This window comes from Stieleria maiorica (assembly GCF_008035925.1).
GTDB classification, from domain to species: domain Bacteria; phylum Planctomycetota; class Planctomycetia; order Pirellulales; family Pirellulaceae; genus Stieleria; species Stieleria maiorica.
The window spans coordinates 1,830,042-1,852,267 of the sequence record NZ_CP036264.1 but is presented as its reverse complement, the minus strand read 5'-3'; the positions used below and the strand labels follow the sequence as shown (position 1 = coordinate 1,852,267).

The 22,226-nt window shown below is 59.1% G+C and carries 19 protein-coding genes; 9 read left to right on the top strand and 10 right to left on the bottom strand.

Going from position 1 to position 22,226, the window contains the following annotated elements; genetic code table 11:
* Nucleotides 1–57: 57 nt before the first annotated feature.
* The 3 genes from Mal15_RS06185 to Mal15_RS06175 are packed head-to-tail and all read right to left on the bottom strand — an operon-like array spanning nucleotide 58 to nucleotide 3,060.
* Nucleotides 58–1,209 (bottom strand): hypothetical protein, encoded by a 1,152-nt coding sequence (locus Mal15_RS06185; RefSeq protein ID WP_147866967.1) that lies wholly within the window; start codon nucleotides 1,207–1,209, stop codon nucleotides 58–60.
* On the bottom strand, nucleotides 1,100–2,431 hold the full coding sequence (locus tag Mal15_RS06180) for a hypothetical protein (RefSeq protein ID WP_147866966.1): 1,332 nt from the start codon (nucleotides 2,429–2,431) through the stop codon (nucleotides 1,100–1,102). Before Mal15_RS06180 ends, Mal15_RS06185 begins: the two co-directional genes overlap by 110 nt.
* A 5-nt stretch (nucleotides 2,432–2,436) precedes the next feature.
* Entirely contained in the window at nucleotides 2,437–3,060 is a 624-nt protein-coding gene (locus Mal15_RS06175; RefSeq protein ID WP_167546657.1) for an RNA polymerase sigma factor, read from the bottom strand.
* Between the two features lie 393 nt (nucleotides 3,061–3,453).
* Here Mal15_RS06175 and Mal15_RS06170 point away from each other — a divergent pair, with 393 nt between their 5' ends.
* On the top strand, nucleotides 3,454–4,140 hold the full coding sequence (locus Mal15_RS06170; protein WP_147866964.1) for a rhamnogalacturonan acetylesterase: 687 nt from the start codon (nucleotides 3,454–3,456) through the stop codon (nucleotides 4,138–4,140).
* 23 nt (nucleotides 4,141–4,163) lie between these two features.
* On the opposite strand, the gene Mal15_RS06165 is transcribed toward Mal15_RS06170, so the two are convergent.
* Both Mal15_RS06165 and Mal15_RS06160 read right to left on the bottom strand, forming a co-directional pair.
* Nucleotides 4,164–5,666 (bottom strand): FecR domain-containing protein, encoded by a 1,503-nt coding sequence (locus Mal15_RS06165; protein ID WP_147866963.1) that lies wholly within the window; start codon nucleotides 5,664–5,666, stop codon nucleotides 4,164–4,166.
* Between the two features lie 19 nt (nucleotides 5,667–5,685).
* On the bottom strand, nucleotides 5,686–6,207 hold the full coding sequence (locus Mal15_RS06160; protein WP_147866962.1) for a sigma-70 family RNA polymerase sigma factor: 522 nt from the start codon (nucleotides 6,205–6,207) through the stop codon (nucleotides 5,686–5,688).
* A gap of 366 nt (nucleotides 6,208–6,573) precedes the next feature.
* On the opposite strand from Mal15_RS06160, the gene Mal15_RS06155 reads away from it, so the two are divergent.
* The 4 genes from Mal15_RS06155 to Mal15_RS06140 all read left to right on the top strand — a co-directional run bounded on the left by Mal15_RS06155 (nucleotide 6,574) and on the right by Mal15_RS06140 (nucleotide 12,822).
* Nucleotides 6,574–7,743, top strand: coding sequence for a DUF1559 domain-containing protein (locus Mal15_RS06155; RefSeq protein ID WP_147866961.1), 1,170 nt, complete (start codon nucleotides 6,574–6,576; stop codon nucleotides 7,741–7,743).
* Between the two features lie 96 nt (nucleotides 7,744–7,839).
* Nucleotides 7,840–8,028 (top strand): hypothetical protein, encoded by a 189-nt coding sequence (locus Mal15_RS06150; protein ID WP_147866960.1) that lies wholly within the window; start codon nucleotides 7,840–7,842, stop codon nucleotides 8,026–8,028.
* An 89-nt stretch (nucleotides 8,029–8,117) separates the two neighbouring features.
* Nucleotides 8,118–11,108, top strand: coding sequence for an FG-GAP-like repeat-containing protein (locus Mal15_RS06145; RefSeq protein ID WP_147866959.1), 2,991 nt, complete (start codon nucleotides 8,118–8,120; stop codon nucleotides 11,106–11,108).
* A 307-nt stretch (nucleotides 11,109–11,415) separates the two neighbouring features.
* The gene (locus Mal15_RS06140; protein ID WP_147866958.1) at nucleotides 11,416–12,822 is read left to right on the top strand and encodes a hypothetical protein; all 1,407 of its coding nucleotides are present in this window, start codon (nucleotides 11,416–11,418) and stop codon (nucleotides 12,820–12,822) included.
* Between the two features lie 264 nt (nucleotides 12,823–13,086).
* Here the strand turns inward: Mal15_RS06140 and Mal15_RS06135 are convergent, their stop codons facing one another.
* The gene (locus Mal15_RS06135; protein ID WP_167546656.1) at nucleotides 13,087–14,034 is read right to left on the bottom strand and encodes an amidohydrolase family protein; all 948 of its coding nucleotides are present in this window, start codon (nucleotides 14,032–14,034) and stop codon (nucleotides 13,087–13,089) included.
* A gap of 266 nt (nucleotides 14,035–14,300) precedes the next feature.
* Here Mal15_RS06135 and Mal15_RS06130 point away from each other — a divergent pair, with 266 nt between their 5' ends.
* On the top strand, nucleotides 14,301–15,497 hold the full coding sequence (locus Mal15_RS06130; RefSeq protein ID WP_147866956.1) for a phosphorylase family protein: 1,197 nt from the start codon (nucleotides 14,301–14,303) through the stop codon (nucleotides 15,495–15,497).
* A 5-nt stretch (nucleotides 15,498–15,502) separates the two neighbouring features.
* Here Mal15_RS06130 and Mal15_RS06125 read toward each other — a convergent pair whose 3' ends face one another.
* Nucleotides 15,503–16,534: a hypothetical protein gene (locus tag Mal15_RS06125; protein WP_147866955.1), complete on the bottom strand. Its 1,032-nt coding sequence runs from the start codon at nucleotides 16,532–16,534 to the stop codon at nucleotides 15,503–15,505.
* A 101-nt stretch (nucleotides 16,535–16,635) separates the two neighbouring features.
* Between Mal15_RS06125 and Mal15_RS06120 the strand changes: the two genes are divergently transcribed.
* The gene (locus tag Mal15_RS06120; RefSeq protein ID WP_147866954.1) at nucleotides 16,636–17,742 is read left to right on the top strand and encodes a quinone-dependent dihydroorotate dehydrogenase; all 1,107 of its coding nucleotides are present in this window, start codon (nucleotides 16,636–16,638) and stop codon (nucleotides 17,740–17,742) included.
* Nucleotides 17,743–17,906: 164 nt separating this feature from the next.
* On the opposite strand, the gene Mal15_RS06115 is transcribed toward Mal15_RS06120, so the two are convergent.
* Nucleotides 17,907–18,128 (bottom strand): hypothetical protein, encoded by a 222-nt coding sequence (locus Mal15_RS06115; protein ID WP_147866953.1) that lies wholly within the window; start codon nucleotides 18,126–18,128, stop codon nucleotides 17,907–17,909.
* A gap of 221 nt (nucleotides 18,129–18,349) precedes the next feature.
* Here Mal15_RS06115 and Mal15_RS06110 point away from each other — a divergent pair, with 221 nt between their 5' ends.
* Both Mal15_RS06110 and Mal15_RS06105 read left to right on the top strand, forming a co-directional pair.
* Nucleotides 18,350–19,399 (top strand): DUF6807 domain-containing protein, encoded by a 1,050-nt coding sequence (locus Mal15_RS06110; RefSeq protein ID WP_233903306.1) that lies wholly within the window; start codon nucleotides 18,350–18,352, stop codon nucleotides 19,397–19,399.
* Between the two features lie 436 nt (nucleotides 19,400–19,835).
* Nucleotides 19,836–20,873, top strand: a complete 1,038-nt coding sequence (locus Mal15_RS06105) for an aldo/keto reductase (RefSeq protein WP_147866952.1) — start codon at nucleotides 19,836–19,838, stop codon at nucleotides 20,871–20,873.
* 24 nt (nucleotides 20,874–20,897) lie between these two features.
* Here the strand turns inward: Mal15_RS06105 and Mal15_RS06100 are convergent, their stop codons facing one another.
* Together Mal15_RS06100 and Mal15_RS06095 are read right to left on the bottom strand one after the other, a co-directional pair.
* On the bottom strand, nucleotides 20,898–21,302 hold the full coding sequence (locus Mal15_RS06100) for a DUF4430 domain-containing protein (protein WP_147866951.1): 405 nt from the start codon (nucleotides 21,300–21,302) through the stop codon (nucleotides 20,898–20,900).
* 353 nt (nucleotides 21,303–21,655) lie between these two features.
* Complete coding sequence (locus Mal15_RS06095) at nucleotides 21,656–22,006, bottom strand: hypothetical protein (RefSeq protein ID WP_147866950.1); 351 nt, start codon at nucleotides 22,004–22,006, stop codon at nucleotides 21,656–21,658.
* Nucleotides 22,007–22,226: the final 220 nt, after the last annotated feature.

Sequence of the window (22,226 nt, the reverse complement as noted above, 5' to 3'; positions counted from 1 at the left end):
GACAAAGCCTAGCATCGGCAGCCCTTCGCGCGTCGAAAGCACACGCAGCCTCGCACCTCAATCCACCGCTTGCCAGCGGACCAGCACGGCCAGATGCGGCAGTGCCTCGCCGGAGGTGATGCTGGAGGTCGGGCTGGTGACGGCGACGCTGCCGGCCAGGGTCCAGGTGTTCGCGGCGGTCGCGATGGAGGTCGCCAGTTGGGCGGTTTCAAGCTCCACCCGGTCGATCGATTGCCCCGTCCCGAACGTCGCCGCGACGACTTCTTCGGGGCCCGAGGCGAGCTGGATACCCAGGTGGATCCGCCCGCTCTTGCCTTCGGCATCGACTTCCGGCTTGATCCTTCCGAACAAGCCCAGCAGCGGCGAATAGGTCTCCGGCCGGTACGCGGTCTGATTACCGGTCGTGACATCGATCGATCCGTTGGACCCCACCACCGGCGTCAGCGAAACCACATAGCTTCGACGCAATCCTGACGAAACGGTCGCCACGCGATGGTTGTCACAGCGGAGCGACAGTCGCGCCGCAGACGAGTCATTGGCAAGGGCTTCGAGCGATTCTAAATCCTTGGTCAGATCGGACACCGACTGGTCTGACGCCACCTCGACGATCCGCACATCGACTTGAATGGTCGGGCTAGTGTGGTTGCCGACGCGTAGCAATTCCAGAAACTCGGCGACTTTCGTATGGGTCGCCTCGGTGTGCGTGACAATCATCATCGACGCGACGATGGAGAGCTTACCACCGACGCCATCAAGGTCCAGCCACTGAGTGTTTTCGTTAGAAAGGTGATCGAGCGTCAGTTGCTCGAGCGCTTCGCGGGTCATGCGATTGGGCAGCACGTGAACTCCACCGCCGCCGCCCATGCCGCCCATCCCGCCGGCAAACTGCGGCAAGATGTTGTCGGGGATTCGAAAGAACCCGCCTCCCATTTCCGCCCCCATCCCATCGGCACCACCAAACCCCATCCCGCCGCCGCCAACGGTCGTTTCGGCTTGCTGTGTGTCACCTTGAAGCATGCTGGGCGCATCCAAGAGGTCGGCGATGTTGTAGACCTTGGTGACAAAGTCCGGGGCCGGTTGATCGACGTTGCCCTGGGCCTCAGCCGACCGGGGCCCCAGCGTCAGGCAAGCCAGCACAACGACGGCGATCATCGTGCCGCCCAGCCAAAAGTTCCGGTAGTCGCCGCTGTAACGTTTCGGATTGTTCATGATGGGGTCCTTTGGAGTCTGCGATCCATTGTTGAAGGGTGGGTTGAATGGTTGCAAAGTGAACACGAGCCGAAACCAGGGCCGCACTGAGATCACGACGGTTGGCGGCTTGAGCGAGAAATGCTTTGGCCTGCGGCGTGTTTCGCGACAGCAATGCCAAGTAGGCGGGTTGTTGAAATCGACCGCGCAGGATCATTGATGCGAGCACTTGATCGAGCTGGTTGCCGGGAACCGAAGCCAACAGAAACGCGGCGGCGGTCCGTGCAGGGACATTCCGCTCTCGCATCCGCAGGATCAGTGATTGAATGTGTGACGGGTGCAATTCTCGAGCTGCCGCCGCGACCGCCGACCTCCAGACCGGATCGTGGGCCAGCTCCAACAACAAGTCCGCGCCATCGGGTTCCGGCGTTACGGCCAGAGTTCGACAAAGCAGCATACGTTCGGCGTCGGTCAGCGCCAGCGGAAGCAACTCGATCGCTTGCCGCAGCGATGCGTCGGAGGCCAAACGATCGAAGGCCAGCGCGCGGAGTGAAGGTTGAGCGAGCCAATGACGCATGACGTTGCGTTTCGATTCGGCCGCCGCGGCGCACACCAATTCGAACGCTCTTTCGCGCCGTTGTGGGGCAACCAATTTCGGTACCAACGCGATCGCCGCTCGTTGCGAACGGGCGTCTTGACGGGCCAGAAAATCACACGATTGATGCCACGTGTCACTCTCGAATTCGCCTGCGCGGTCGATGAACGCCGCGAACTGGACCAATTGCCGGGCATCTTCGTCTGGGACCGTTCGTTTAGGAGGAACCGCTGGCTCGAGACGCTCGCCAGACGCAGCCCCGTCGGACATGGCCGCATCGGCCAACTTGGTCTGGTCGCTCGCAGCCGCGGTCGCAGCATCGATCGAGGCGGCCTGTGAATTCGCAGCGGCATCGGCATCGTGAGCAGGAATTGCCTTTTCGTTTACCGGAGCATCGACCGCAGCGAGGTGAGAGCTGGTGGTTGTCGACTTCATCGCCACCCACTGCAGCGTTCCACCCAGGATCACAAACAGCCCCATCGCCGCCAGTGACAGCGTCAGGCGTTTTCGAATGATGATGCGTCGCGCCGCCAGCCCTGCCCACTGTCGCTCACTTGCACGCAACAACGGATCGGCAGCATCGGATCGCCGAGCGTCGGTTGCCGGATCGCTGCGTCGGATCAGTCGGTCGAGTTCATCTGGGTTCATCGCAATCAATCCCGCTGGTCGTCAACGAAGTCCCCTAACAGCTGGCGAAGTCGCTTTCGCGCGGCGTGCAAATTGGCGTGGACCGTTTGCGGTGTGATGTCCAGCAACCGCCCGACCTCGCCTGCCGTCATGTTTTGCCAGACCATCAAACCGAACACCTCCCGTTGACGATCCGGCAGCGACCGCACGGCCGTCGCCACGACCGAACGGATTTCCGCATCGAGCACCTGTTGTGACGGCCCACGCTGCGGTGCGACCAGAGTTTCGCGTTGTCGATCGCCGGGGGCATCGGGCTGTGGATGAAGGTTTTCGGTATCGCGGCGCCGTGCCGCGATCACATCGCGGACGGCATGGATCACGATCCGGGTCAGCCAGGTGTCGACATGCGACTGGCCGCGAAACTTGCGCCATGACTTGGAGGCCTTCAGCAACGCGTTCTGGACCGCTTCGGCCGCAACCTCGTCGTCCCCGGACAACCGTCGGGCGACGGCGATCAGTTTTGGCAAGCCGACCGAGACCGCTCGGGCAAACTCGGGTTCGGTCAGCGATTTTTCCATCGATGCCCGCCGCGTGGAGGTGCGTTGACAGACCCGACGATCGTCAAACAGACTGTCAAACGCGGCATCCATCATGAAAACTCGGTGGTTAGCGACAAACCCTTAGACCGGCCGCGACGGAGCAACCTCAAACAGAAAACCGGCGAAAAATCAATTTTATCCGATCGTCAGGCGACCGGGCTTGCTGATCGATCGGATTCGACGTGCCATCGCCGATGGCGCAGCAACGAAAAAACACCGATGGCAACGGCCGATTCAGGCAGACGCCCCGTCGTTTGGATCGTTGCGGAAATGGGGTAAGAAGATTTCGGAGGTAAGAAAATGGTCAAATGCACGATCCAACGGGTTTACCAATTTTCTTAACTCCGAAATTTTCTTACCTCGTTCCCCGGCCAAGGCGTTGGATAAAACAGAGCTCTAGTCTGTCACGCCACAAAAGAATCGACCAACCCAACAAGCAAGACCATGAGCAAAAAGCTATTTCTATTGTTGCTCGGATTAACACTGTTACTCGTCAATGCACCTGCGGCGGTTGCCCAAGTGCATCATCTGACCATCGGTTTGATCGGCGACTCGACCGTCGCGACCACCTATGGATGGGGACCCGCATTTGAAGAGCAGTGCACGGGGGAGGCGAAGGTGCTTCATTTCGCCAAGAACGGGGCGACGCTGGAATCCTTGTCGAAGCGAATGGACGAGTTACTGCAATACCGACCGGACTACGTGATCATCCAGTTCGGTCACAACGACCAGAAAAAATACGGCCCGGATGTCTACCGAACCAAGCTGACCTCGTACATCCAGCGGGCCAAGCAGGTCGGCGTCAAACCCATTGTTTTTAGCTCCGTCACCCGTCGGAATTTCGGCGACGACGGAAAGATCCAGCCTCGGGTCGCCAACCTGAAAGGCGATTTACCGTCGTTCGCCGCGACGGCCGAAGCGGTGGCGAAGGAGCAGGGCGTGCCGTTCGTTGATCTGTATCGCATCAGTGTGAACCATCACAACACGATCGGCCCCGGGGCTAGTCAGGCTTACAATTTCAACCCGACCGACACCACGCATTTCAGTCCCGAGGGGGCCGACGCGACCGCGAAATTGATCATCGCAGCACTCCGCACGGAGGTGCCCGAGCTTGATCCTTTTTTCGATTGACGCGGTGGCCGAAACGCCTCGCCTTATTGAACCTGCGGTTGATCCAGTGGGACGGCGACGACTCCGTACATGTTGACCAACCCTTCGCGTCGTGCGTGTTCGGTCGGCACGTTCCCGTTGGGTCCGAGCGACACAGCGCCGCCTTGCTTGACGACTCGCTTGTAGATCGAGTGGTTCCGGTCGATGCTGTGCCCGGCGCCCACCTGGGGATTATCGTCCAAACGCTCCCACGTGAATTCTTCGGTTCGCGGCACTTCATCGATCCCGATTTGGTCCCCGGTGTCTTCAAACGTTGCCAGCAACCAATCGGGCGGTTCGACTCGGTTGTCCAGCAACACATAAAGGGTGGCCGGCCGCTGCAGCGTCAGGTCGACTTGAAGATCGTCTGCGACTTTGTCGTTATTGAACGTTTTGATGTAATCGCCGCCGACCAGGTAAGCCGGCATTCCGCCCGTGTCCACTCCGTTCCACTCGTGCGGACGATCGACAAACGCTTCGGCGTCCTCGCCCATTCCACCGGGAACCACTTCGTAAAAGCTGTAAAAGTCATCCCGGACATTGTTGTCTCTGACCGAAGCGATGACGAGTTTCGTCGGATCGAATTCGCGTTGGCCTTGGATGCTGGATCGTTGAACGCTGACGATTCGCGAGAGCGTTCCGTCTTCGCCGACCTGCACCGCTTCTCCGGCATGAATCCGTCGCTTGGATTCCAACTGTTGGTCGGTGCCGGCGACGGGCGTTGTCGTGGACTTCAAATCGACCTCACCATCAAAAACAACGACTTCCGTCTTTCGCCCGGCCAGCCTGACCGAGTAGATCGTGCCGATATCGATCACCTCGGTGGAAGCCGTTTCGACCGCTACGCCCTGCGCCCCTTTCGGGACATCGATCATGATCCCGCCGCGAATCAGACGGACGCGGTCCTTGGAAAGCATGTTGACGGTCACCGGGGCGTCGAGGATCGCGACCGCCCCGGAACGAAAGCTCAGTTTGATCCCGCCCGCGTCCAGCGACACGGTGTCCCCCTGTCGAAAGACGTTCGGCTCGGCAACGGCAGATTGGCCGATCGACCATCGGCTCTGCGGAACAAGCTCGGTGACGCTGCCCAGAACGGCAGCCTTCGAATCTGCGTCATCGATTTGAGCAATCCTTGCACCGGGGCCGTCTCCGGGACGACTCAACCGCCACCACGCTCCCGCGGCCATCAACAGGATGGATGCGGCGATTGCCACCATCCACACCATCGGACGCGTTGAATCCGCAGACGACGGAGACGGCAGGCGAGCGTCTGCATCTTCCAGCTGTTCCTTGAGCAGCGAGGCGACCTCGTCAGACACCGAACCTAAATCCCAGTCCAGCTGGGAATGGACGGTCGTCAGTTCAAAATACGTGCGTCTGGCGAGGTCAGACGAAACCAACAGCTGCGACAGCCGCTCGGCGCCTTCTTCGGTCAAATCACCGTTACATTTTTGCAGCGTCAATTGCCGCAGCAAGTTCATGTCGGGGGATGGTTCTGGTTCAGCCACTCTGGCGGAACTCCTTTATTTATTGGTTGGATTGAATTTGTGTTCGCTTGACGCATTCGCACAAGGCCTCGTGGGCGCGGCCCAAGATCTTGTAAACGGTGCTGATGGGCTTGTCGGACTCCGCCGCAATTTCTTTGACCGACAATCCCTTGGTGTATCGGTCTTCGATGATTCGGCGTTCTTTGCGACCGAGTTTTTGAATACAGGTCGCAAGTGCGTGACGACAATCGTCGGCAAACGACACCGTATTCGGCCATTCGCCGGCGAGCGCTTCGATTGCATTGTCGCTGAAGCAGAGTTTTGACTTTGCCGATCGGCTCCGAAAGCTCCGCACCTCCAGCGATGCAAAGCCGGTCGCCCATCGCATGAATTTTTGATTCTTGTCGTACAAGTGCCGTTTCCGCCAGAGCGCAATGTTGACTTCTTGAAGCAAGTCGTCCGCATCGCCCTGGTGAGGGACGAGGGCAAAAATGAACGCCTTCAATTCTCGTTGGCTCCCCGTCAAGCGAAGGACGAATTCGTCGTCAGAGATCGTTGTCATGATTGGAGCCCGCCTTCATGCGAAAGTCTTGTTCATGCCACGGCAATCGTGCGCCGAACAAGTTGGTTCTCGTTGACGCCTGTCGTTCGCAGCGTGTCGTGGCAAGTGCGACGCTCCGCAGATACTCGTGGTGCAACTCACAATTATGCCAAAAAAACCGGGGAAAAGCAGCGTTTTTATACCTATCGGCCGGGCTTTGTGATCGCAGCACCGCACGCTGGCGTGAATCCGCCTCGCCGGACCCGCGACACGCTTTGAAGAATTCTTTCCATTTTTCATGGAAAAATCAGACAGGGTGATGCGAGTACTTGCAACCGACGCCCGTACGTCTCCTTTTCCTTTTCTCATCTCAAAGGACTCTATTTCATGAACACGGCCAAGCGGAATCAGGGTTTCACGTTGGTGGAACTTCTCGTCGTGATTGCGATCATCGGCATTCTTGTGGGCTTGTTGCTTCCCGCGGTTCAAGCGGCTCGCGAAGCGGCGCGCCGAATGAGTTGCAGCAACAACTTCAAACAGATCGGATTAGCGCTGCACAACTACCACAGCGCCTACAAACAACTGCCGAAACAGATGGGAGGCACGTATGATCTGACCGGCGGCGCAACCGACAGCAACACGAACAATCTAAGTTGGATCCCCGCGATCCTGCCCTTCATGGAGCAACAGGGTTTGTGGGACACCATCGCAAATCCTTACGCCTACAATCGCGACGGCACCACCAGAACGCCGGCCTTTCCTGCGATGGGGCCCTCACCGGTGGACACGAACTACGTCCCTTGGCTGACCCAAGTCCCGATGCTCCGCTGTCCCAGCGACCCGACGGAGAAGATCGGTGTCGAGACCGCCTACACCAACTACGCCGCATGCATGGGCGACTCGATTCACGAAAATCACTATGGCGGCGTCGGTTCGAACGGCAGATCGGACACGTCGACCGGAAACACGTGGAACGAAAGCTACCTGAAACAGTTCGATCGCGGTTTCTTCTTCATTCGTCACACCGCGAAATTTCGCGACATCCTGGACGGGCTTTCCAACACCATCATGTGTGGCGAAATCATGACCGGCAACCGAACCGGCGAGCGACAAAGCCACATGCACCGCGACTCCAGCGTCACCCACTACGGTCCGTCCCACTGGGACACGTTGCTCGATCCGGATCGGCCCGCCTTCTGGGACTTGACCGCCGCCAACGTGAATTTGAACCAACGGCGAGGCACCAACTGGGCCTTGGGACGATGCTTCGACACCGGTTTCACCACCGTCGCGGCGCCCAACGGCCCCTGTGTCGGACGAAATGTTGATCGTCAAGCGAACTGTCCTGCCGGAAGCCGCCACCAAGGTGGATGCCACATCCTGATGGGCGACGGAGCCGTCGTGTTCATCACCGACTCCATCGAAGCCGGCGATCGCTTCGCCGTCCCCGTCGGTTCTCGCAATCCGACTCCCGGTGTCGAAAGTCCGTACGGATTGTGGGGCGCCCTGGGGACCAAGCGGTCTCGCGAAACGATCGAAGAAGCGCTCAATCAATAGCCGCCGACGGTGCCCCTTGACCTGGGCGGGGCCGATGCCTCGTCCAGGTGCATTTCCCCCTTCTCACTCTTCTACCCCTCTTCTTATTTGATTCCGATGTCTGGTAACTCAAAATCTGTGAAACGTGTGCTGTTGTTCTGCTTGGTTGCATCGATGTCCTCTGTGATGGGATGCGGCAGTTCCTCCGGCCCGGTGGAGCTGCAAACCTATGAACCGATCACTGAAGCGGAAATCCAAGTGATCGAGGAACAAAAGGAACGCTTGAAAGACGAGCGTCGGGGCTGAGCGATCTGCCGGTCGTGGAATGTCTTCGCCCGCTCTGATGGTCGGGTGCGGGTGGAGACTCCGCCTACCTTCTGGATCCTTTCAACCCCATGAATGAAGCACACTCGTGGATAAGATTCCTGGTCTGGCCGATGCTTTGCGTCGTCCTGCTGTCGGGCTGTGGAGGTCGAAATTCGGTCGAGCCTGACACCGAATTGATCTCCCTGGCCGCGAGCACGGATGAACCGCAATCCGAGCCGGTCGAATCACGGCAATCGCTCCTCAAGACGGTGCTCGCCGCAATCGATTCCGATGACCTTGCCGCGGCCGACGCCGCGGCGCGGAAACTGTTGATCGCGGACCCGGGCGATCTGCAAGCCCTGATGCTGGCGGCCAAGATTGCAGAAAACCGCGATGACTTTCAGGGCAGTTTGCAGCTCTATCGTGAAGTCATCGAGCGTCTTCCCACGGCGGACTCGGCACCGTTGGATCAATTGGTTGCGTCCTTGGTCCGGTCGGGGCGTGTCTACGACGCGATCGAAGTCCTGACGGCTTGGATCGATCGTTTTCCGAATTCCCCTCAACCCCGATTGGATCTGGCCGGGTTGGCGGTGATGGTGGGTGTCCCCGAAACGGCCATTCCCTCATTGCGTTGGCTTTTTCAACACAACCATGGTGACATGGAAACATTGATGTTGATGGCCAATCCGGCCCGCATCGAACCGGATCTCGAGTTCTGCGAGCAACTGCTTTCTCGATCCGGCCAGGACATTCGGCTGCGTTTCGCTCAAGCGCGCCGTGATGCGATTCAATTGCGGTGGGAACGTGTGCTGGAACAGCTTGAGCCGGTCGTGCGACGCCACCCCAAATTCCTGCACGCCCAGTTGCTGTATGGACGGGCCCTGGTTGAATCGGATCAACTCGCCCAGTTACCGACTTGGATCGACACTCTGCCGGCAGATGTCGAGGAACTGCCGGGATACTGGATCGTGATCGGCCGCTGGGCAGAAACAGCCGGTCGACCCGATGTCGCCGCGCACGCCTTCCTGGAAGTCCAGCGGATCGACGCGACGTCCTTCCCCGAACACTTGGCCGGCCTGCATCGCAGCCTGCTGGAATTGGGACTGCAGAACGACGCCCGCCGGGTCGAACAACAGATCGCGTGGCAGATCGGATTCCGTGATGCGTTCAAAATCTATCTGGATCGCGACAGTGAATCGCAAGTGTCCGCGTTGGCCGTTGCAAATGCCTTGGTCGACTTGGGGCGAATCTGGGAAGGCGAGGCTTGGGCGCGTCACGCGGTCGCATTGCCGAACGATCGCGTCGACGATCTCAAGAGTCGCTATCTGAGCATCCGATCGAAACTGCAACCCAGCACGCCTTGGATCCTGCCTGAATTCAATCTTGCCGCCGTGATTCGATTGTCCGGTGATGCCGATGCCCACAGCCTGATCGGATCGGAACACCGGCGCCCCCAAAGTCCCCGCTCGCTTCGCGTGAAAAGCCGCAGCCCGAGGTTTGAGAATGAAGCGGTTGCCCGTGGATTCATTCACACCTGCGAACTCGCTCCCGATGCGGAGGAGAAAGGACACTGGCTGCACCAGAGTTCGGGGGGCGGAATCGGCGTCATCGACTTCGATTTAGATTCCCGCCCCGATGTGGCGGCGGCGATGTTGGACGGTCGACCGTTGCAGCGCAATTCGTCGCCCAATCGCTTGTTTCGCAACCTCGGCGAAGAATTCGTCGACGTAGGGGAGAGCGCCGGGTACAACGACAGCGGTTTTTCCCAAGGCATCACGGTCGGTGACATCAACGGCGATGGATTTCCCGACTTGTTCGACGCCAACATCGGCCGCAATTGTCTGTTCATCAACAACGGCGACGGCACCTTTCGCGAGGTCGCACAGCAAGTCGGATTGGACGACGACTCTTGGAGCGTTTCCGCCGCGATCGCGGACTTGGATTCCGATGGAAACGCCGATCTGTTCGTCACCAACTACTGCGCCGGATCGCGACCGTTCGAGCAGGCCTGCTTCGAATCCGGTCGCTATTCGGCATGTGCGCCGCTTCTATTTGAAGCTGCCGGCGACCGGGTTTGGAAGGGCGTCGGCAACGGCAAAATGATGGAGATGACAAGTGAGTGGATCTCCCCGACGACACCGGGGCGAGGGCTGGGGTTGGTCGTCGGACAGATCGACCAGCGTGACGGTCTGGACGTCTACGTCGCCAACGACATGACGGTGAATCATCTTTGGTCCCCCGAGAAGCGCGACGGAAAATTCCACATGATCGACATCAGCTCGATACGCGGTGTGGGGGTCAACGGAAAATCCGAATCTCAAGCATCCATGGGCATTGCGTTTGGCGATGCCGATGACGACGGTGACTTTGATCTGTACCTGACCCATTTCGCGAAGGAGTATCACACGTACTACGAACAGGTGACGCCCGGTTACTGGTCGGACAAGTCCTATCCCAGCGGGCTTGCACAGCCCACCGTCCCCTTACTCGGGTTCGGTACCGAGTGGTGCGATTTTGATAACGACGGTGCCAAAGAATTGATCGTGACCAATGGGCACATCGATGATTTCCATCAAGCCGATGTCGCCTATCGCATGCCCGGCCAAGTCTTTCGCCGAACCACGCAATACCGCTGGGAAGAATGCGAACGCGACGACCTGGGCGGCTACTTTCAACACGATCACATCGGCCGGGCCTTGGCGATTGCCGACCTTGATTGCGACGGCCGAAACGACGCCCTGATCACGCACCTTTATGAACCGGTCGCGATGTTGATGAACCGCACACCCGATCCGGGCAGATTTATCCGCTTCAATTTGCAGAGCACTCGAACGCATCGAGACGCCATCGGTGCGATCGTCACGGTGACGATCCAAGGGCGCCGTTCGGTCGCGATGGTGACTGCCGGTGACGGGTACATGTGCAGCAATCAACGGACCGTTTCTTTCGGCGTCGGGCAGGCGGAGTCGGTGGAAGAGGTTTCGGTCCGCTGGCCCTCGGGCCAGACACAGGCGTTCGGGTCCCTGGATTCGTCGAACGAGTACTTGCTCGTAGAGGGATCGGAGGCGTTTCGGTATTGAACGTAGCGTCGCGGACAACAAGTCAGCATTGACGCCGTCGTTCCGACTCCATCGACGCCTCAGATCCGATCCACGATAATTGTCTTAAGAAACGCGCCGCCACATCACTGCGACCAGCCAAAACGAGAAGAAGAGCGTCGCCGTGTTCTCCGAACTCGGCGCACGCGAAAAAGCGAAGCTTTGCCCGCGCCGACCTCGGAGAGGACGGCGACTGTCCAGCCCACTCGAAAACGATGCTGCGGTAGACTACTAGTATCGTTCGGATTTCGAACGCTTCAGTTGATTGCTGCGAAAAAAGGTTGCCCCCATGGCGTCTGCCGGATCTACCGATTCATCTTCGACCAACAAACGCATCATTGTTGTGCTGATCGTGCTTCTTTCGCTGGCGGTCTTGCTGTGTGGCGGTCCGCTGACGTGGTGGTTTGCGCGGCGTTCCAACGCGACCGCCGAGGTCGCCGAGCGCCGCGAGGAGATTCTCTCGCGGGGCTTGCCGATCGACGATGTTTCGATGGAGGCGTTTCGCGCGCGCATGATGGGACACGAGAAATCCGAACGCTGGATGCGGGTGCTGGACGAAATCGATTCGCAGGTGTTCCACGAATCATGCCGCGGCGTCCCGGTGGTCGGTATGACCGAAGATGACGCCGATTACGTGTACGGCACACCCTACCGGTACAACGACGAAGTGCGCCAGTTTCTCGACCAATGGTCCGCCCTGCGCGCCGAGATTCATGAAATCACCGAGGGGACGGGGCCGATCTGGACGCGGGTCGAAATGGAATCCTTCAATACGCTCCTGCCCTACGTCCAATCGACACGCAGCGTGGCCCAATTACTGCAGCTAGAGTTCGAAGATGCACTCCGACGCGACGATCGACAACAGGCGTTTGAGAGTGTCCTGGCCGGTCTTGGTGTCGCCCGGACGCTTGAGAAAGAACCGCTGATCATCGCGCAATTGGTCGTGGTCGCCGTCCATGGGATGGCGCTAAAGCAATTGAAGCTTGCCATCGAGCTGGATCTTTTCGACGAAGAACAATTGAAACCAATCTTCGAGCAGTTGCGTGCCTTGGACGAATTCGGATCACGATACCGGCTGGCGATCGTGGGCGAACGGGCGATGTCGCAGCCGGTGTTCGACGATCTGCAACGTTTCGGCGATAACCTATCGGTACCGTCTGGCGGGTTCAGCCAACGGCCCATCGACGCACTCGCATCCCTCGACGTGATGGCCCAGGCGGAATCGATCGACACGGAGGATCTGTCCGAGTTCTTTGCGCAGACGACGGCACTCGATTCGCAGTTCAGCCAACAGATCGCCCAGGCCGGCTGGCTCAGGCGATTGGAGACCGTGTTGACCAGTCTGACCGTCCCGGCGCTGGGCGCCGTCGGCAAAGCTTTCGCACGGTCCGCGATGGAGAACCGAATCGCAAAAATCGGCGTCGGCCTGCGGCTGTACGAAAAACGCAACGGCGACTGGCCCGACGATCTGGACGTGTTGACCTCCGCGGACTTGGGCATCGACTTCGGCCCCATCGATCCCGTCGGCGGCAACCCGTTCGGATACCGTGTGGTCGACGGTCGCGCCGAAGTCTGGGGCTTCGATCCGCAACTGCCGACCGATGTCACGCCGCCAGAGCCGATCGACGTGTCGTCGCTCTCCGAGCATGAGCAGTACTTGAAGTACTGGTGGTGGACGTTGCCAGCGACCGAGTGATGCTGTCGTCGGGATCTGGCTGTATCGGATCGGTTGATCTACTAGCCCGCAGCGTAAGCAAGGGGCAAGGCGGATCCACTCGCTTGTGTTTCGCGCCGGGCCGGGCAATGCCACCTTGCACAACAAACATCGTGAATCACCGGTCCGTAGCTACCTTCGCCAGAAGGTGGATCCCCAGCTTTTCCACGCTCTGGCGAGCGTAGCTACGCCGAAGCGGATCCCCCGGGAGTTTCCACGCTCGCACCGAGCATCGCGACGTCATGGTCACCGCAAGTATTGCGTGTTGATCCCATAAACGCGGATCGCATTGTCACGCATGCCTTTCTTGACCGCCGCGTCGCCTTTGGTCATTAAAAACTCCTTGACGATTCTCACCACGTCATCGACGCTGCCGAAGTGGGTGCTGACGCCCCAATTGGTCGCAAAGATCACGCGGTCTTCGCCAAACGCCGCAAAACAGGGTTCCAGCACCGGAAGGTACGTCTGCAGGTCCGACGGGGCTTGTTCGACAAAGGGTTTGGTGCCGGCAAAGTTGACGATGCTGGAGATTTTCATGTAAACGTTTTCAAACTCGGCACATCGGGCGACGGCCTGTTTCCACTGGTCGCTGACGACGCCATCGACCATTTGTGCGCGAAAGCAGTGGTTGATTACGATCTTCAGTCGCGGAAAAGCTTGGGCCAATTCGACAACGTCGTCCGCGTGGGCGGAGGCGATCAGCAAGTCGACGACCATGCCCTCCTTTTCGAGTGTTGCGAGATTCTTGCGAGCCGTTTCATTGTTGAGGTAGCCGGCGAGTTCGTCGAACCGAAAACGGTAGCCGTTTAAATAGCCTGATTTCTTGTAGCGTTGATGATGCGTGGTGAAATCGGCGGCAGACAAATCACCCCGTGCGACGTAACCGCAAACCAGGTCCGACTTGGCTTGGTCGAGTAACCAGTCATTGAATTGATGCTGGTCCTGATCAACGGCCTCAACGACCAACGTTGATTGAATGCCCAACCGATCGGCGAGTTCGCGATAGTCTTCGGGGACGACGACCTGGCCCAGCGTATTCTTCGGCTCACGCTTGACCGTCCGGCTCTCCAACGCGATCTGCTCGTGACCCTTGAAGTGCGTGTGCGGGTCGATGATCCAAGGCTGCTGGGCCGAAGCGGTGACGCTCGTCAAAGCCAGGAAAACAAACGCGGCGGCGCGCGGTGAAACTTTCATGGGGATGCTTTGTCTCAATGGGAGGTGTCGTTCACACACGCCTCTTAATGTACTCACGTTCGCCCGCTCATGTGGGCAGCGTCCGGCACCCATCATTCCCACAGATCCCGGGCTGCTCCTCATCCGTGGGTACGCCTTGCCATCCGTGAGACGAACTCCGCCAAAGGTAGATCTCCGGCGTTTCCCACGCTCGCACCGAGCGTCGCGACGTCGAAGAAAGGCGAGACAGCTAGCCGGGCGATCGGTGATCGATCACAATTGTCGCCATGCACGAAATCTTTCAAATCGATCCGAATGCTTCCGAACAGGGACTGTGTGAGCAAATCTCGGCCGCGTGCGAGCGGATGGAGGAGATTTACGCCGACGGATTCTATTCCAAATTAACGGTGTACCGGCACTGGTCCAAGCACAACCCGGAATTGTCCGGCAAGATCGCTCGCCCCCGTGCTTATCGATGGTACTTGCGCCGTGAACTGTTGAAATTGGCTCGACGCGGGGCCGAAATCACGATCACGCGTTCACGTCCGCGGGTGGACCTGAATTCTCCGCAGTTGTTGGAGATGATCGATGAAACCGATTTCGATTTGACTCGTAAGAAAGTGTTCCTGTTCGGCCCCGAACGCAGCGAGCTTTCGATCAAGCGGTTGGAACACTACACGGGGACAAACGCGGAAGATTTCCAGCGTTACGTGCTGTTGACCAATTACAACATGCACATCGCGGCCTTCATCCGGCAGTTCCCCGATGCCGAGCGATCCAACCGTGACGACGTGCAAATGCCGACGCTGCATCATCGCGAAGAAGACAACCGCGGCATCAGCATCGTCAACATCGGGGTCGGCCCCTCCAACGCCAAGAACTTGACCGATCACCTGGCCGTGCTCCGTCCCGACGCGATGTTGATGGTGGGGCATTGCGCCGGCGTTCGAAACCACCAGGAGATCGGGGACTTTGTGTTGGCATCGGGGTACATGCGCGCCGACCATTTGCTGGACGAAGCTTTACCCCCGGCGGTCCCGATCACGCCAAGCTTTTTGCTGAATCGCGCGCTGGCCAACGCGCTCGACGCGGCCGAGTTGCCGTACCGGATCGGCGCGGTGTACACGACGGCTGATCGCAATTGGGAGCTTTCTTTGCGAACGGCATTGGATCACTTGCGGGTCAGCCGCAGCATCGCCGTCGACATGGAATCGGCAACCGTCGCGGCAAACGGATTCCGCTATCGAATCCCCAACGCCACGTTGCTATGCGTCAGCGACAAACCGCTGCACGGACAGCCGAAGCTGCCCGGAACGGCCAAATCGTTCTACGACGAAACCAAGCAGCAGCACTTGGCCGTAGCAACCGCCGCCATCACTAAGATCAAACAGGAGTATCCCGACGGGTTACCCAACAGCGATATTCGTGCGCCCGATGAATCTCTGCTGGAAGGTTCCGATGAGAACTCGGGGGTGAGTTGGTGAGTTGTTTAGGATTGCGGGCCGACCGCTGGGGTTTCCGGCAGCGCGTCGTGAATCGCCCGGATTCGTGCAAGATCCAGTGCCCCCCCCGATTCGGGAGACGCGTTCTCGTGCAACGACCAGATTTCGGTGAACGATGCCGACTCACCCGGCCGCAGCGTTTCGGTCGGTCCGATCGGTTCCAGTTCAACCGTGTGGCCGGTGGCGGGGGTCCACGTTGAAATTGTCAGTCCGGCCAGTTCACAGTAGTTGCGGTCGGGGTAGGTCGGAAACTGTTTGATAAACAATAATCCGCTCGGTTGTTGATGTGCCAGCCAACCGGCATAGCTGTCCATCCCCAGCTTCGGTGACGACGGTGGTCCGATGATCTCCAAAAAGCCGTCACGGATCCGAATGTTGTCATCCTGGGGCGCCATGCGAAGTCCGCCGCCGTCATAGCGGACATATCGATTGGGAAAACGAGGAAAGCCTTCCAGGGGGATCAACACGATGCCCGCTTGGTTTGCGAACGTGCGACTCCAGTGACAGTGCTGGACCGTTCGATCGGAAACATTGACGATGGTCTGGACGCAAACCAGACGCGAAGAATCTGGGGCGAGGGTGAATTCACGCTTTAGCGTGACCCCCGTCTGCTTGCCCGGCTTGCTGACCATCACCAGCGACAACGGTCCCGTTCGTTCCGTCGTCCACTCGCCAAAAAATGACTCGGTCCGTTTCGCGGCAATCTTCTCCGGACCGATGTCGAACCGACCGGCCGACGGAGCAGTGCCGCCGATTTCGGATTCCTCGCCGGTCAACTCATACCGAGAAACGAACAGTGCGTTTTGGCCACGCAGCGAATACTCCAACACGCGACCTCCGACTTGAGGACAAAACACAACCCGCGTCGAATCATTTTCCAACAACGGGCAATCTTGATAGATACCGAAGTCGACCGTCTGCGGCGTTGCGGTTTCCGCTTGGATCGGAGATGCAACGCACAGGGCAAACAGGAACAGCCCGCACAGGCAGGCAGTGCTGTGCAATCGGGTGTGAATCATTGCGGGTGACAGTGGAGGACGGTCGGGGCGGATAGAATGACAGACTGCAAGCCGATCCCATCTTGGTGACAACGACAGGCTGGAAGCCTGTCCCAGATTCTATGATCTACGAACGTATTGTACGCCCTTTGTTGTTCCGTTTTGACCCGGAATGGGCGCACGACCAATCGATCACCTGGGCAGACCGGGGAACGCGTGTTCCCGGATTGATCCGCCTGTCGTCGCGTTTGCACCGTGTGCCCGATCCCAGACTGAACATCGAGGTCGCCGGAATCCGATTCGAAAACCCGCTGGGATTGGCCGCCGGCTATGACAAATCCGGGCGTGCGATCGGCGCGCTGGCGTCACTGGGGTTCGGACACGTCGAAATCGGCTCGGTTTCCGCGTCACCGTCGGCGGGAAACCCGGCCCCGCGGCTTTGGCGCCTGCCAGCGGACGAAGCGATTTGCGTACACTACGGATTGCCCAACGACGGTGCCGCCGAGGTTGCGAATCACCTGGCACGACAGCCGATCACCGTGCCGCTGGGGATCAATCTGGTCAACACCAATCATGGCATCGGTGCAGAAGCCGACAGCGCCGACGAGGTGTTGGACGACTACGTGACTTCGGCGCGGACGCTGCAGCGGCACGCGTCGTACTTCATGCTGAACTTAAGTTGTCCGAACACACAGGATGGACGAGCGTTCTTTGACCAGCCGGGGCATCTGCGAGAACTGCTCGACCGATTGGCGTCGATTCCGATCGACGTGCCGTGCTTCTTGAAGCTATCTCCCGACTGGAACGACGCCGCGATCGATCGGATGTTGCAAACCGTTGATCCGTTCGAATCGGTGCAGGGATTCATGTTCAACCTGTCACCGAGTCGCAGGACCGGACTGTCGACACCACGTGAGGTTTGGAAAGAATGGCCCGGCGCGATTTCGGGACCGCCGACGGCCGATTGGATGGACCGGAGGATCGCAAACCTCTACCGACGCATGGATCGACAACGCTATCGAATCATCGCGGCCGGTGGAGTCCGCAGCGCCGAGGACGCGTACCGGAAACTCCGCTCGGGCGCGTCGCTGGTCCAATTGTTGACGGCCTTGATCTACCAAGGCCCCGGTGTGGTCCGGCGGATCAATCGCGGATTGTTAACAATCTTGAAGCGGGATGGCATCTCGCATTTGCAGGACATCGTCGGTGCCGATGTAGGGACAATGTAGGCATGTTGAGCATGCCATCCGTCACGCACCGCCTTAAGTTTATTGCTGACCAATCCCCTTGCGATCAACACAATGTTGGCAGACTCGTTTCACGGTTCCCCGGGGAGGGTTACTTTGAAAAACCGCACGACAACGTTGCCAGGAATTTCGCGATCGGTATCCGGTCACTTCAGTCGCAGCCACCGCAGCCCATTGAACATTTCGACGTGGTGCGGTTTGACCCGCAGCAACCAGCGGCCGCTGCGGAAGACGACGGTCGATCGCGTCCGGCTGACCGGCTCGTCAAACGTATTCGTCTTGGTCGTCGTGTACGGGGTCCATTCGGCACGGTTGCTGGCCTTGCAGACTTCCACCTGAATCCCCTTGCCGATTCGAAACGACTGCATCGCACATTCCTCCCTGGTTGGATGATCCGTCGAGCATCCACCGAGTCTGCGACACGGTTGGTCAAACGCTATGATGTGCGGCTTCGCGGCTCTCACGGGCAGCCGCCAAACCCCGCCGCGCGCGTTGGAGCATCGTGTCGTCTGCGACTCGATGTGGCTCGCCGACAGATGGGGAAACGATCACCGACGCGGCAACAATCAATGAAGAAAGGGAACTCACCATGATCCACAACTCGATGACAATCGTCTTCCGTCATTGGCTGCCGGCCCTCCTGACGCTTTTCTGCTTTGCGTCTGCCGGACTCGCTCAGCAGTATCAACCGCCTCGGTGCGAGATCGTGCCGTTGGCCGATCATGAAGTGTCACTGCGGATCGATGGCCACGAAAAGTTGCGGTGGCATTATGGTGATCAGTATCCGCGACCATTCTTTTATCCGTTTAACGGACCGTCGGGAGAAACGTTGACGCGGATGGGGCACCCGGGTGCGCAAAACCATGACCATCACCGATCGGTGTGGTTTGCCCATCACAAAGTCGACGGCATCAATTTCTGGGGCGATGGGACGGGAACCAGAATCCGTCAAACCCATTGGTACCGCTATCGCGATGGCGATGATGAAGCCGTCATGGCGACGCACCTGGTCTGGATCGACCAAGAAGGAGTCGAGCGGATGCAGCAAGACGTCGTCGTCGCACTGTTGCCGATCGAGGGCGAGCAGCACGCCGGAGAACACGCGATCGAGTTTCAGTTGACGTTTCGGCCTGGAGAAGGCCGCCAGAAAGTGACGTTGGAGCAAACCAATTTCGGCGTCTTGGCCGTCCGCGTTGCCGCCAGCATCTCGGCCTACTTCGGCGGCGGACGATTGACCAACGATGCCGGCCTACAAGGGGAACCGAAGCTGCACGAACAACGGTCGCGATGGATGGACTACTCCGGGCCGATCGCGGTGCCCGGGTCACAGGGCAGAACGATTGTCGAAGAAGGGATCACCTACTTTGATCACCCCAACAATCCGGGCTACCCGACGCACTGGCACGTGCGTCAAGACGGCTGGATGGGGGCGGCACCGGGCATGAAAACGGCGATCGATGTCAGCGACGAGAGTCCGTTGGTGCTTCGCTACCTACTGTACGCCCATTCGGGACCGGCTGAACTGGAGCGTGCCGAACAGGTGCAGGAAGCTTTCATGAAACGTCCGGGGTTTCGCGTCCGTGCGCCTGGCAAAGACGAACCGCACCGGCAATATGAAGTGGAACGGGTGCGGGAGTGAGAAAGGGGGCAAAACGATGGGGGCAAGACAATAGGGAAGGCAGAATGATGGGGGGCAGAATAATGGGACGATAAATGATGTGAGGATGAATGATGTGGAAAGCCAGCCTAACGTCATCGTACGACCGAACAGCGAGGATTGATCGCACTCGTTATTCCCCCTTCGTTCTGCCCATCATTTTGCCCCATCATATTGCCCCATCGTTTTGCCCTCATCGTTTTGCCCCCTCGTTTTGCCCTCTTCTGCAGCACATCATCATTCTGCCCCGAATCATTCTGCCATCCGATGAAGGATTCAGAGCTACGGTCAAAATGAGATTTGCCATAGACGACCGCCGGACATTGGCGCGGGCCTGCCACTGGTTGGGGATCGCCGGAAAACGTGTTAAAAGTATGGCCGGTTGGATTACTTGAGTTTGTTTCCCGAGAGCACTTCGATGCAGCAACGTAGACTTGGACGCAGTGGAATCGTCGTCAGTGACATCTGTATGGGCACGATGACGTTTGGGCTTCAATGCGACGAAGCGCTCAGTCATCGCATTTGCGACACGGCCTTTGACGCCGGGATCGATTTTTTTGACGCTGCTGAAATCTATCCTGTCCCGCCGTCGGCCGAACGCGTCGGCGTGACCGAACAAATCGTGGGCCGCTGGTTGAAGACGAAACCACGTGAATCGGTGATCGTCGCGACCAAAGTGACCGGCCCCGGTCACGGCTGGTTTAAGCCACCGGTTCGCCACGGAAAGACCGCACTGGATCGAACCCAAATCATTCAGGCGTGTGAAGATTCACTCCGTCGACTCGGCACGGACTACATCGATTTGTACCAGACCCACTGGCCCGATCACGGAATGCCGTACGAAGAGGTGCTGGGGGTGCTGACGGAGCTGCGCGACGAGGGCAAGGTGCGTGCGATCGGCGCCAGCAACGAGACCTGCTGGGGCATGATGAAGGCGTGCTGGGCGGCGGACGTCTGTGACGTCGACCGCTACGAAACCGTGCAGAACAATTTCAGCCTGATCAATCGTCGCTGCGAAAGTGAACTGGCCCAGGTCTGCCGTCGCGAAGGCATTTCGCTGTTGCCCTATTCGCCGCTTGGCGGGGGCGTGTTGACGGGCAAGTACCAGGACGGCCCACCGCCGGGGGCCCGCTTTACCGACTACCTGACCGGCGACGGCGAACGACAAAAGCGGATGGCAAAGCGGTTCGTCAACGACCGCACGCTGGAAACCACCAGGCGGTTGACGGAAATTGCCGAAAGCATCGGCGTTAGCGTCACGGCCTTGGCGGTCGCTTGGAGCCGCCAGCACGATTTCGTCGCCTCGACCATCATCGGCGCCACCTCGGTCGAACAACTCAACGAATCGCTGGAAGCCCGCGACCTGATCCTGACCGACGAAACGCTGGCGCGAATCGATGAGGTGGATTTCGAAATCCCCAACCCGATGACCGAAGACGGGCTGCGTCGGCTGTAGTCGTACCGCGGGCCCGCGAAGTGATCACGGCGCCTCCATCTCAAACGCGCCGTAGGACCAGGTCACCGTTGTCGGCGGGTGCAACACGGTTTGGCCGATGCCTTGGTTGGCGAACTCTCCGTCGACCTTGAACGTCCAACCCTGCGTGGCGTCGGTTTGCACGTCGCCGATCGAATCGACAAACGCGGTCGTTCCGCTGCCCGAGACGCTGACCGGGACTTGATCGACCATCCGCATCACCGATTCCAAGGTCGCCCCGTCGGCGACATCAGGGACTTGGATCGATTGCTTGTCCGTGTCACCGGACCGGATCTCGATGGTGACGACGCCGACATTGGCATCGGCCGCCGGTGGCGGCGGGGTACGATCGCAACCGACAGCGATGAATGTGATCAGGAGGCCGGTCGATAGGTTGAAAAGTGTGCGCATTAAACGAAACCGCCGTTGAGATGCGAGGGAGAATTGTGGGCGCTAATGCCAGCACGCTGCGTAAGCAAGTGGCCGGCGGGGCGTGTCTGAGCGGATGATTGGCCGCTCGCTGACGCGTCCCGCTGGCAGTTCATGCTAGCACGCTGCGTAGGTAAGTGGCCCGGCGGGGCGTGCCTGAGCGGATGATAGGCCGCTCGCCGACCGGCTTGTTGATTTAGTGAGCCGACGGCGCTAGCCGCGGGCCTAGCGGTGCCAGCATCGCCCTTCGAGGCCCGTGGCTAGCGCCATCGACTCACTCTTGTTTCGGTTGCGATTAAATCAACAGACCGTGACACGTCCCGCTGGCGGTGCGCTCAGTTGGTGTGGATCGAACTGCCGTCGGAGAGCTTGCTGAGGAAGTCCGGCATGATGCCGACGTAGCAATTGCAGTGCTTGCAAACGCTGGCCGCGGCACTGATCGCGACGCCGCAACGTGAACACGGACGCAGCTTGGGTTCGCGTTTGACGGGCGGTGCGGGTGCCGCCGGTGCATCACCGAGGATTCGCACCACGGCGGTGTCGGTCACGTCTTGACGCACTTGATATCCGAAAACGAATTTCTCGCTGCATCGCGGGCAGCGGACCGTTTCACCGATCAGATTCGTCCCGCCACGCAGCTTATGTCCGCGTGGGCATCGGCATGTGATTCGTTCTTGTTTATCCACTTAATCGTTCCCCTCGTAATTGATGCGAATCCCTTCACTCTCCTTTCAACCCCGATGATCCGGGCAGGTTTCGGATGGATTCGGGGCGCGGAATCATCCGGCGCCGCCCATTCAGTCGTGGCGGATTCAACCAGACCAGCCTTCCTGCCCGCAAACCCCCGCATGGGTGTCCACGTCTGCTGCATCCTTTCGTCGGACAGGGGTCTTTATCGGACACTGG

Bases quoted from the DNA above. Each gene is read 5' to 3' on its own strand.
- Mal15_RS06185 (WP_147866967.1), bottom strand. From the start codon at position 1,209: ATGAACAATCCGAAACGTTACAGCGGCGACTACCGGAACTTTTGGCTG.
- Mal15_RS06180 (WP_147866966.1), bottom strand. From the start codon at position 2,431: ATGAACCCAGATGAACTCGACCGACTGATCCGACGCAGCGATCCGGCA.
- Mal15_RS06175 (WP_167546657.1), bottom strand. From the start codon at position 3,060: ATGGATGCCGCGTTTGACAGTCTGTTTGACGATCGTCGGGTCTGTCAA.
- Mal15_RS06170 (WP_147866964.1), top strand. From the start codon at position 3,454: ATGAGCAAAAAGCTATTTCTATTGTTGCTCGGATTAACACTGTTACTC.
- Mal15_RS06160 (WP_147866962.1), bottom strand. From the start codon at position 6,207: ATGACAACGATCTCTGACGACGAATTCGTCCTTCGCTTGACGGGGAGC.
- Mal15_RS06155 (WP_147866961.1), top strand. From the start codon at position 6,574: ATGAACACGGCCAAGCGGAATCAGGGTTTCACGTTGGTGGAACTTCTC.
- Mal15_RS06150 (WP_147866960.1), top strand. From the start codon at position 7,840: ATGTCTGGTAACTCAAAATCTGTGAAACGTGTGCTGTTGTTCTGCTTG.
- Mal15_RS06145 (WP_147866959.1), top strand. From the start codon at position 8,118: ATGAATGAAGCACACTCGTGGATAAGATTCCTGGTCTGGCCGATGCTT.
- Mal15_RS06140 (WP_147866958.1), top strand. From the start codon at position 11,416: ATGGCGTCTGCCGGATCTACCGATTCATCTTCGACCAACAAACGCATC.
- Mal15_RS06135 (WP_167546656.1), bottom strand. From the start codon at position 14,034: ATGAAAGTTTCACCGCGCGCCGCCGCGTTTGTTTTCCTGGCTTTGACG.
- Mal15_RS06130 (WP_147866956.1), top strand. From the start codon at position 14,301: ATGCACGAAATCTTTCAAATCGATCCGAATGCTTCCGAACAGGGACTG.
- Mal15_RS06125 (WP_147866955.1), bottom strand. From the start codon at position 16,534: ATGATTCACACCCGATTGCACAGCACTGCCTGCCTGTGCGGGCTGTTC.
- Mal15_RS06120 (WP_147866954.1), top strand. From the start codon at position 16,636: ATGATCTACGAACGTATTGTACGCCCTTTGTTGTTCCGTTTTGACCCG.
- Mal15_RS06115 (WP_147866953.1), bottom strand. From the start codon at position 18,128: ATGCAGTCGTTTCGAATCGGCAAGGGGATTCAGGTGGAAGTCTGCAAG.
- Mal15_RS06110 (WP_233903306.1), top strand. From the start codon at position 18,350: ATGATCCACAACTCGATGACAATCGTCTTCCGTCATTGGCTGCCGGCC.
- Mal15_RS06105 (WP_147866952.1), top strand. From the start codon at position 19,836: ATGCAGCAACGTAGACTTGGACGCAGTGGAATCGTCGTCAGTGACATC.
- Mal15_RS06100 (WP_147866951.1), bottom strand. From the start codon at position 21,302: ATGCGCACACTTTTCAACCTATCGACCGGCCTCCTGATCACATTCATC.